The following is a 10587-nucleotide window of genomic DNA, read 5'->3' on the forward strand; positions in this document are numbered from 1 at the left end:
GCTGAATATCGAGTGTCAGCAAACCAGCATCGACTTCCGCCTGCGCACGCGCTATCTAGATGAGCAAGCAGACGATCTCGACGATGCGTTAGCGCGTATCGAACGCTACACTGCCGAAGGCAAAGCCGTCTCGATTGGCCTGTGTGCGAATGCCGCGGATGTATTACCCGAACTGGTCAAGCGTGGCGTGAAGCCCGACATGGTCACTGACCAAACCAGTGCCCACGACCCGCTACACGGCTACCTGCCTGCAGGCTGGACCTGGGAAGAGTACGTGGCACGTGGTAAATCCGAACCACAAGCCACCGTAAAAGCGGCTAAGCAATCAATGGCCGTGCATGTACAAGCCATGCTCGAGTTCCAGAAGATGGGCGTACCCACTTTCGATTACGGCAACAATATTCGCCAAATGGCTCAAGAAGAAGGCGTTGAAAATGCCTTCGACTTCCCTGGTTTTGTACCCGCCTATATCCGCCCCTTATTCTGCCAGGGAATTGGCCCCTTCCGCTGGGCCGCGCTATCAGGCGACCCGGAAGACATTTACAAAACCGATCAAAAAGTCAAAGAGCTGATCCCCGACGACCCGCACCTGCATAACTGGCTGGATATGGCCCGCGAGCGCATCAGCTTCCAAGGCCTTCCGGCACGTATCTGCTGGGTCGGCCTGAAAGATCGTGCGCGTCTTGGCCAAGCCTTCAACGAGATGGTCAAAAACGGCGAGCTTAAAGCACCCGTCGTGATTGGCCGTGACCACCTGGACTCCGGTTCCGTGGCAAGCCCCAACCGCGAGACCGAGGCGATGATGGATGGCTCCGACGCCGTCTCCGACTGGCCGCTGCTGAATGCCCTGCTTAACACCGCCGGTGGCGCGACCTGGGTCTCGCTACACCACGGTGGTGGTGTCGGCATGGGCTATTCACAACACTCTGGGGTGGTTATCGTCGCCGACGGCACCGATGATGCCCACGCACGCCTTGGCCGCGTGCTGCGCAACGACCCGGGTACTGGCGTTATGCGCCATGCCGATGCTGGCTACGACATTGCCAAACAATCTGCCCGTGAAAACGGCCTCGACTTGCCGATGCTGAAGAGCTAATTCAACAACTTCAAGGAGCACTCATAATGACCCATCTCGATATTCAGCCCGGCAAAATGACACTGGCGCAAGCGCGCCAGGTCTTTCAATCCCCCGTCACGGTTAGCCTGCCTAGCAGTGCCGACGAGGCAATTCAAAAAAGCGTCGATTGCGTCAATCGGGTAGTTGAGGAAAACCGCACGGTCTACGGTATTAACACCGGGTTCGGGCTGCTTGCTCAAACGCGTATCGCCGATGAAGACCTGGAAGCACTGCAGCGTTCGTTAGTGCTTTCTCATGCCACCGGCGTGGGCGCTGCGATGGATGACAGCCTTGTGCGGCTGATCATGGTGCTTAAGGTTAACAGCCTGGCACGCGGCTTTTCCGGTATTCGTCGTGAAGTGCTTGATGCCCTTATCGCATTGATCAACGCCGAAGTGTATCCGCATATTCCGCTCAAAGGTTCTGTGGGTGCGTCAGGTGATCTCGCGCCGCTGGCCCATATGAGTGTGGTACTGATTGGTGAAGGCAAAGCACGCTACAAAGGCGAGTGGCTCAGTGCCGAAGAAGCGCTAAAAGTCGCCGGTCTTAGCCCGATTGCACTGGCTCCGAAAGAGGGTCTCGCGCTGCTCAACGGCACCCAGGTGTCAACGGCTTACGCGCTACGCGGCCTGTTTGATGCCGAAGACCTCTATGCTGCCGCCACAGTTTGCGGCTCACTGACGGTTGAAGCCACGCTGGGCTCACGCTCACCGTTCGATGCGCGCATTCATGAAGTACGTGGCCAACGTGGCCAGATCGATGCGGCGGCGGCCTACCGACATTTACTCGGCGAGAGCAGCGACATCGGCAACTCCCACGCCAACTGCGATAAAGTGCAAGATCCTTACTCCTTGCGCTGCCAGCCACAGGTGATGGGTGCAGCACTGACACAGATTCGCCATGTTGCCGACATACTGGCGGTGGAAATCAACGCGGTATCCGACAACCCCCTGGTGTTTGAAGATACCGACGACATCATCTCCGGCGGCAACTTCCATGCCGAACCGGTGGCCATGGCGGCTGATAACTTAGCCTTGGCGATTGCCGAAATTGGCTCACTGGCGGAACGACGCATCTCGCTGATGATGGACAAACACATGTCCCAGTTACCGCCCTTCCTGGTCGAGAAAGGCGGCGTCAACTCTGGGTTTATGATCGCCCAGGTAACTGCAGCCGCGCTTGCCAGTGAAAACAAAGCGTTAGCGCACCCGCATAGCGTTGATAGCCTACCTACCTCGGCCAACCAGGAAGACCACGTTTCCATGGCACCGGCAGCGGGTAAACGGCTATGGGAAATGGCCGATAACGTGCGTGACATCCTTGCCATTGAGTGGCTCTGTGCCTGCCAAGGGCTGGATATGCGCCACGGTCTAACTACCACTGCGCCGCTGGAGCAAGCCAGGCAGTTGCTGCGTGAGCACGTTGCCCACTACGAACAGGATCGCTTCTTTGCGCCAGACATTGAGGCGGCCAGCCAACTCCTCGCGAAACGCCACCTCAATCGTCTGGCACCCGCAAGCCTACTGCCCAGTCATTGACCCTGAACACAGCCAACGCGATAGATTCTTCATCCAACAAAGCGGGGTTCCAACTAATGAAAATCCTCGTCGCGGTCAAACGCGTCATCGACTACAACGTCAAAATTCGGGTCCAGCCAGATCATAGCGACGTCGACCTCACTAACGTCAAGATGGCTATGAACCCCTTCTGCGAGATCGCTGTGGAAGAGGCAGTACGACTGAAGGAGCGCGGCGTGGCCACCGAAATTGTGGCCGTGAGCATCGGCCCCACAACTGCCCAGGAGCAGCTGCGTACCGCCTTGGCATTAGGCGCTGATCGGGCCATTCACATTGTGTCTGACAAACGCATCGAATCACTGGCTGTGGCCAAGCTACTCGCCAAAGTGGTGGAAGATGAACAGCCGGGACTGGTTATCGTCGGCAAGCAAGCCATCGATACCGATAACAACCAGACAGGTCAGATGCTTGCTGCCCTAACTGGCCTGCCCCAGGGGACTTTCACCTCCGAGGTAATTATTCAAGATGATAAAGCCAGGGTGACACGCGAAGTTGATGGCGGTCTGCAGACCATCGAACTGGTGCTCCCGGCCATCATCACTACCGATCTACGCCTTAACGAGCCACGCTACGCCAAGCTGCCGGACATCATGAAGGCGAAAAAGAAGCCGCTGGACACCACAACCCCCGAAGAAATGGGTATTGATGTTACTACCAAGCTAAAACTAATTGGAGTAGCCCCCCCAGCTGAGCGTGCAGGTGGAATCAAGGTGAGCTCAGTGGACGAGCTGATCGACAAACTCAAGAATGAAGCCAAAGTGCTTTGAAAGGAGCTAACTTTATGAGCATTCTGATCCTGGCCGAGCATCACAATGGCACCCTGGGTAGTACTACAGCCCATGTGGTCGCAGCTGCAAAGGAGATCGGTGGCAATATCGATATCCTGGTGGCCGGCGAAAATGTCACGGCCGTGGCCGAGTCAGCCGCCAAGTTCGACAATGTCAATAAGGTGCGGGTTGCCGATAACGCCGCATATACCCATCAGCTTGCCGAACCGCTAAGCACGCTGATCTGCGAGCTCACGAGTGATTACAGTCACGTGTTGGCGGTGGCCTCCACTACAGGCAAGAATGTGTTACCGCGTGTGGCCGCACTAAACAACGTCTCGCAGATTTCCGAGATCATCGCGGTGGACTCCACCGATACCTTCAAGCGTCCAATCTATGCGGGCAATGCCATCGCCACCGTACAAAGCGACGATGACCTTAAAGTCATATCCGTGCGTCCCACTAGCTTCGATGCAGTTGGCAAAAACGGCTGCGCCACCATCGAAGCGGTCCATTACGTTGCTGACAGCGCAAAATCAATCTTCGTGAAAGAAGAGATAGCACAGAGCGACCGCCCCCAATTGGACGCAGCCAAAGTAGTCGTTTCTGGCGGCCGCGGCATGGGCAGCAGTGAGAGTTTCAAGCTGCTTGATGGAGTCGCCGACAAATTAGGCGCAGCCATCGGCGCATCACGAGCTGCTGTTGATGCTGGCTTTGTGCCCAATGATATGCAAGTGGGTCAGACCGGCAAGATCGTCGCTCCCGATCTGTATATCGCCGTGGGTATCAGCGGAGCGATCCAACACCTAGCTGGTATGAAGGACTCCAAAGTGATCGTGGCAATCAATAAGGACGAGGAGGCACCAATTTTTCAAGTCGCCGACTATGGGTTTGTAGGCGACCTCTTCGAGGCGCTGCCAGAACTGCATAGCAAACTATAGCGGCGGGTTAATTCACCTAAGCCATTACGCGGCCATAGGAGAAATACAAGTAACGCCCCCTACAGCAGAAAAGCACTGGGGTAGAACGCATATCCCCAGACAAACCTATAACGTCATCAATAAGTTAACAAGAAGCCAATAACAACGATGGAGACACATAATGCATAACTTGGAAGCCGCAAAAACGAATCAGGGCGGGTTATGGAAAGCTGCTATCGGCAGCTTAATCGGTATTTTGTTTTTCTTTTTACCCATACCGCTGGATGACGGAACGAGCAAAATCCCTCTAGTCATGATCATCAATGCAATCAAAGATGGCATGGGGGGGGCCGTCAAATATATGACTCTCGCACTTGCACTAATATTGGCAGCGACCTGGATCCTATCCCTAATAATGCCTAACTCCAGGATGGCTAGGTATCACAAAAAAGACGGCATCATGAATGGCATTCTTTTCATGTTAAGCGCCTTCTTTGCCATATTATTGGTTTTTGGCATTGGACCAGACTGGTTGCTTCACGATGATGTTGGCGGCCTATCTCTATACTTAGGTGGCTCGGTCTTCATCACGGTACTGGTAGCGGGTTTCTTTGTACTTTTTCTGACAGAGTTTGGTTTTTTAGACTTCGTCGGCACCCTCATGGAGCCATTGATGCGCCCACTATATCGCCTACCTGGGCGTTCAGCGGTGGACGCCATTGCCTCCTTCGTCGCTGCTCCAGCGGTTGGTATCTTCCTGACTAACAAGCTATATACCAGCGGCTATTATAACCAACGGGAAGCTGCTGGCATCGCAACCAATTTCAGCATCTGCAGTCTCGGCTTCTTCGCCCTGCTGGCTACCATCGGTGGTATCACCGAGTATCTTCCTCACATGATCCTGGTCTCGTTTATTATTAACTTTTCGCTTGCTGCCGTCATGATGCGCATTCCGCCTATCAGCAGGAAAAAAGACGAGTACTACGACAAACAAGCAGAGGATCTAATCGAAGAGGACGACAACGGCGTTAAAACAAGCCTGTTGGCAAAAGCTACCAGCCGCGCCTCTCTGCGAGCAGCGGAAGCTAACAAGGAAGATCTCCTCAAAGGCTTTTGGGCCGCAGCAACCTTTGCACAGAAGATACTTGCCTATGTTCTTAGTATTGCCACTGTCGCACTGCTTATTGCCACCTACACACCGATCTTTGACTACCTAGGCTACCTCGTCGAGCCCATTATCCAACTGACACAGTTACCAGATGCTGCCGCTATCGCTCCCACGATACTGATATCGATTGCAGAGATTGCACTACCTGCGATCATCATCGCTGGTGTAGATAATATAGATCCGATGAGCGTGTTCTTTGTTTGCACCCTCTCCACCGTACAGATCATTTTCTTCACAGAAAGCGCCAACGCGATGCTCGAGTCCAATATTCCATTAACTGTTCTCGAACTGGTGGTTATTTTCTTGATCAGAACGGCCCTAGCGATTCCGCTAGTCGCCATTGCGACGCACCTAATCTTTTAATGCTGTAAAAAGCATGGCCATCCGCCACTATGTGAAGGAGATAAAAAATGGAAACGGTATCTCGAGAGGAACTTCTTTCAACCCTGAGAGAGCACCTTGGTGCAGAACTCCTGAATGGCGATGATATTCCAAGCCATTATTATAGCGACTGGACTGGCCATACCCCCTGTCAACCACTTGCCTTATATCGCCCGACCACCACGGAGGAAGTGGCACGCTGCCTTGCACTGTGCCACCGATACCGAGTCCCAGTCGTCCCCCAAGGGGGACTGACTGGCCTAGCGGCAGGCGCCGAACCTACAGCGGATGTGGTTGCCTTGTCGCTAGAGCGTCTAACAGGGCCTATCGAGATCGACGAGGCGTCTGGAACCTTAACCAGTTGGGCTGGGAATACCCTAGAAGCCGTGCAACAAAAGGCTGAGCAACATGGTTGGCGATATCCGGTGGACTTTGGCGCTCGTGGTAGCTGCCAAATTGGTGGCAATATCGCCACCAATGCTGGCGGGCACGCAGTCATCCGACATGGAATGACACGCCAGCAGGTTCTGGGATTAGAGGTCGTGCTAGCCGACGGGCGTATCCTCAACCTGCTCAGTCCAATGATCAAGAATAATACCGGCTACGATCTGAAACACTTCTTTATCGGCTCGGAAGGGACTCTAGGAATTATTACGCGCGCTGTGCTGCGGCTATCGCCGCGCCTTGGACATACAGAGACAGTCCTCTGCGCACTCCCTAACTATGCGTCCACCCTAAACCTGCTCGCGCGCCTACGCCGTCCTGGATTGGAGATCGAAGCCTTCGAGGTCATGTGGAACTGCTTCTATACCATGAGTTGCGATTGGCTTCAGAAAATGCCTCCTATAGAGACACACCACGCTCTCTACGTACTTTGCGAAGTCGAAGGGAATGCAACTTTGGTGGAGGAAGCACTAGCGGAAGCCATGGAAGCCGGGGAGGTAGTCGATGCCGTGCTTGCTTCCTCCGAGCAACAAGCACAGCAACTTTGGGAGATTCGCGAGGCAACCGCCGAATTTCCCGTCAAGATGTCACCGATCAACTTCGACATCAGTCTTCCGTTACCAGAGATTGGCCATTTTGTTGAATCAGCTACCGCGGCCATCCTCAACGAGTGGCCTGCTGCAAAAGTGGTCAACTTCGGCCATATCGGCGATGGCAACTTACATCTAACAATCGATGCACGCTCTTTACCCGATCAGAATAAAGAAACGGTGCTTGCTGCAGAAGCCATCGTCTATCGCTTGGTTGCCAACTATGCCGGAGCAATTTCTGCCGAACATGGTATCGGCGTTTTGAAAAAAGCCTTTCTACATCACAGTGTGGATGAGCACGCTCTTAGTGCCATGCGAAGCATCAAGCAGAGCCTTGATCCAAAAGGTATTCTTAATCCCGGTAAGATATTCGACCTACCTCGGGACGCTAGCGATTTTTCATAAAATGACGATTTGAATCATTACAACTAAATTATCACAATCATGGCACATGAAATGGACATGACAAATATAACTGAGTTCAGCGCTCTTGCTCAGGCACGCTACTCCGAACTGAAAGCACAAAAGCTGTCAATCAACATGGCCCGAGGCCGTCCTTCAGCAAAACAGTTGGACCTATCCTCAGCTCTCCTCAACCTATCGGTGCCTTTCGAGAGTCAAGGCACAGATTATCGAAACTATGGAGGAAAGCGCTGCACCCCTGAAGCTCAGCAACTCATGGCAAGTATAATGGAATGTGAGCCTGATGAGGTTTTGGTTGAAGGCAGCTCAAGCCTAGCTCTGATGCACGATAATCTCGTCTATAGTTTTCTTAAGGGCAATCCAGACAGCCCTCGCCCTTGGCAGCAAGAGGATAGGGTCTCTTTTCTGTGCCCCGTACCCGGCTACGATTTTCACTTTCAAATGTGTGAATCTTATGGGATCAAAATGATCCCTATAACACTGAATGACGATGGGCCAGATATGGCAGAGGTCGAACGACTGGTCGCTGAGGATAGCTCGATCAAGGGTATCTGGTGCATCCCCAAATACAGCAATCCTACCGGCTGCACTTATTCGACTGACGTTGTGAGACGCCTGGCCAGCATGACCACAGCCGCCAAGGACTTCCGGATTATCTGGGACAATGCTTATGCTATCCATGCAATCAACGACAAGCAGGATGACGTCATAAATATTCTGGATGAATGCCGGCGGTCAGGGTGTCCTAATCGTCCTTTAGCTTTTTCATCGACGTCTAAGATCACTTTTCCTGGAGCTGGCCTAGCTGCGATGGCTAGCTCACCGGCCAATCTGGCTTGGTTCCTTAGCCAGACCTCAAAACGCTCCATACAGCCCGACCGTCTTAATCAGTTGCGGCACACTCAGTTTTTCCCAAATCTGAAGGCAGTGAAGCGCCATATGCAGCAACACCAAGAGCTGATTCGCCCGAAATTTGAGATCGTAGACAACACACTAACCAGCATCTTAGGTCGCTCAGAGCTCGCTAGTTGGACACAGCCAAGAGGAGGATATTTTGTTAGTTTCTACGCACCCACAGGGTGTGCTCGGCGCACCATTCAGCTAGCGTATGAAGCTGGGGTTGAGTTGACGCCTGCCGGTGCCGCCTTCCCTCATGGGTGCGACCCCCAGGATAGCCATATCCGCATTGCACCAACCTCCATCAGCTTGGACGAAGTACGATTAGCAACTGAAGTACTCGCCTATGCAACTATCATTGCCACAGAAGAAACAAGACAGTGAGTCCAACACTCGCTCAACTCGACAGGCTCACTGGGAAACTTCATTTTCGTTTCCCTATGAAATTTTACTGAGTAAATGAAATAGTCACAATTTAGCAAGAGTATTAGAATACGTGAAAGCATCCTTAAAGGTGTTTCTGGGTAAACATTGCTAGCGAATAGTGCCCTTTCCCTCAAACGAAACCACCCCGCTCAGTTGAGCGGGGTGGCCTCGTCAGCAAACACAGTACATTACTACCTTTATTGGCAATAATTACTCGCTATCGCTACCTGTATCTGTATCGCTATCGCTTGGACGCAACACCTTCGGGTTGGAGTTTCCCCATACCGTGTAAAGGTCGGCAAGTAGCGCGCCATTAAGGTCTTCAAGTTCTCCAATGGTAATTCGCTCGTCACCCTGGAGCCCGTAAAGCACCACTTCATCCCCCGCTTCCACTCCTTCCACATCTGTCACGTCTACCATGGTTGTGTTCATTGACACTTTACCCATGACTGGCACTCGCTCACCGTTGACCAGTACAAAGGCAGCATCTGTGAAAACACGGCGATAGCCATCAGAATAGCCAACAGGTAAGTTCGCCAATAAGCTATCGCGCTCCAACACCCTGACGTTATCGTAGCCAACGCCGCTGCCTTGCGCGTAATCGTTGACCGACGCTACCCGCGTGCGAAACGACATCACCGGTTTGAACTGTTCATAATGGGGTAGATCGCCATACAGCAAGCCACCCGGGCGCACCATATCAAGGCGTGCTTCAGGCACTTCCATAGTGGTAAATGAGTTGGCGGCGTGAAGCGTTAGCGCCTCGCGATCCAGGTTAGCCGTCTCGATTAACCAATCACTTTGCTCATGAAACGCTTCCAGCCCCTGGCGAACAAAATCTTCATCCTCAAAGGCAAAGTGGGTCATGATGCCCACCAGCTCTAACGACGCTAAGTCTTGAAGCTCTAACGCTTCCTGGCGCCCTGCTTCACTATCAAGCGCCATGCCATTGCGCCCCATACCGCCAGCATTCAGACCCAAATGATAGCGCAGTGTTACCCCTGCCTCAGCGGCATCGCTGGATGCTTGGCGGGCGGCTGTTATATCGCCGAATAACTCTTCCATGCCGTAATCAAAGGCACCGCGCACTTCTTCTGGTGTCGCACTGCGCACGCGCATTAAACGCCCATCGAAACCAGACGCCCGGACAACTCGCGCTTCTTCGTTACTCGCCACACCAATACAAGGAATACCTAACGCGATCACGGAAGGCATTAAATTAGCAATGCCGTGACCATAGGCATCGGCTTTCATAATGGCGCAAAGCTCCGCTTCTTCGCCCAATAATTCCAGAACACCGCGAACGTTCCCTTCAAAAGCCGATTGCGAGATTTCTACCCAGGCATTGGCACTCAAGTGTTCCGGGCTATCAACGAGCAATGCTTGGTCGCTCAGCAACGGCGCCGCATAACAGGTAGAAGTAACAGTGGCAGCAACAGCGGCAGCTAACAGGGTTAGTGGATATTTCATTATCAGATCCTTGATTCGTTTTCATTGTTAAGACCCCACCGCTCACACTACCCCTACTAAACAATTCTTAACGATAGCGCGTGCCGCGTTTATTAAAAAAAGCAGCGCTAGGACGCAATAACCTGATGAGAAGGAAAGCTCTTTCGCTGATTACTCTGACTGAAGGCGTGGAGCAACTCTTCTGCTCGGCGTGTATTCAAGCGCTGTCTCAAATCCTGATCCAAAGTGGGCTTAGGCCATTAACAGACTAAACGATCTGTTGGCTACACCGTTTATCAACGCTTATCTAATACATCCGATCGGCAACCTTCGCTCAAAAACACAATAACATTATGAAAATTAATAAAAAATTAATTTATAGACGCAGTTTTGGTTTGGCTTGCCATCAGTCAACGTAATGCAAAAAT

8 protein-coding genes are annotated in these 10587 nt (G+C 52.6%); 7 read left to right on the top strand and 1 reads right to left on the bottom strand.

Annotation, left to right across the window (positions count from 1 at the left end):
* The 7 genes from hutU to INT22_RS02505 all read left to right on the top strand — a co-directional run.
* The coding region (hutU, locus tag INT22_RS02475) for a urocanate hydratase (RefSeq protein WP_193067603.1) at positions 1-1096 on the top strand (1096 nt) is incomplete at its 5' end.
* Positions 1097-1122: 26 nt separating this feature from the next.
* Positions 1123-2655, top strand: a complete 1533-nt coding sequence (gene hutH / locus INT22_RS02480; protein WP_193067604.1) for a histidine ammonia-lyase — start codon at positions 1123-1125, stop codon at positions 2653-2655.
* A 56-nt stretch (positions 2656-2711) separates the two neighbouring features.
* The gene (locus tag INT22_RS02485) at positions 2712-3461 is read left to right on the top strand and encodes an electron transfer flavoprotein subunit beta/FixA family protein (protein ID WP_193067605.1); all 750 of its coding nucleotides are present in this window, start codon (positions 2712-2714) and stop codon (positions 3459-3461) included.
* A gap of 14 nt (positions 3462-3475) precedes the next feature.
* Positions 3476-4402: an electron transfer flavoprotein subunit alpha/FixB family protein gene (locus tag INT22_RS02490; protein WP_193067606.1), complete on the top strand. Its 927-nt coding sequence runs from the start codon at positions 3476-3478 to the stop codon at positions 4400-4402.
* A 160-nt stretch (positions 4403-4562) separates the two neighbouring features.
* Complete coding sequence (locus INT22_RS02495; protein ID WP_193067607.1) at positions 4563-5912, top strand: YjiH family protein; 1350 nt, start codon at positions 4563-4565, stop codon at positions 5910-5912.
* 47 nt (positions 5913-5959) lie between these two features.
* On the top strand, positions 5960-7369 hold the full coding sequence (locus tag INT22_RS02500; RefSeq protein ID WP_193067608.1) for an FAD-binding oxidoreductase: 1410 nt from the start codon (positions 5960-5962) through the stop codon (positions 7367-7369).
* A 39-nt stretch (positions 7370-7408) separates the two neighbouring features.
* Positions 7409-8668, top strand: a complete 1260-nt coding sequence (locus INT22_RS02505) for an aminotransferase class I/II-fold pyridoxal phosphate-dependent enzyme (protein ID WP_193067609.1) — start codon at positions 7409-7411, stop codon at positions 8666-8668.
* A gap of 252 nt (positions 8669-8920) precedes the next feature.
* Here the strand turns inward: INT22_RS02505 and alr are convergent, their stop codons facing one another.
* Positions 8921-10180: an alanine racemase gene (alr, locus tag INT22_RS02510; RefSeq protein ID WP_193067610.1), complete on the bottom strand. Its 1260-nt coding sequence runs from the start codon at positions 10178-10180 to the stop codon at positions 8921-8923.
* Between the last annotated feature and the right edge of the window lie 407 nt (positions 10181-10587).

The organism is Halomonas sp. 3D7M (assembly GCF_014897885.1).
Classification (GTDB): domain Bacteria; phylum Pseudomonadota; class Gammaproteobacteria; order Pseudomonadales; family Halomonadaceae; genus Vreelandella.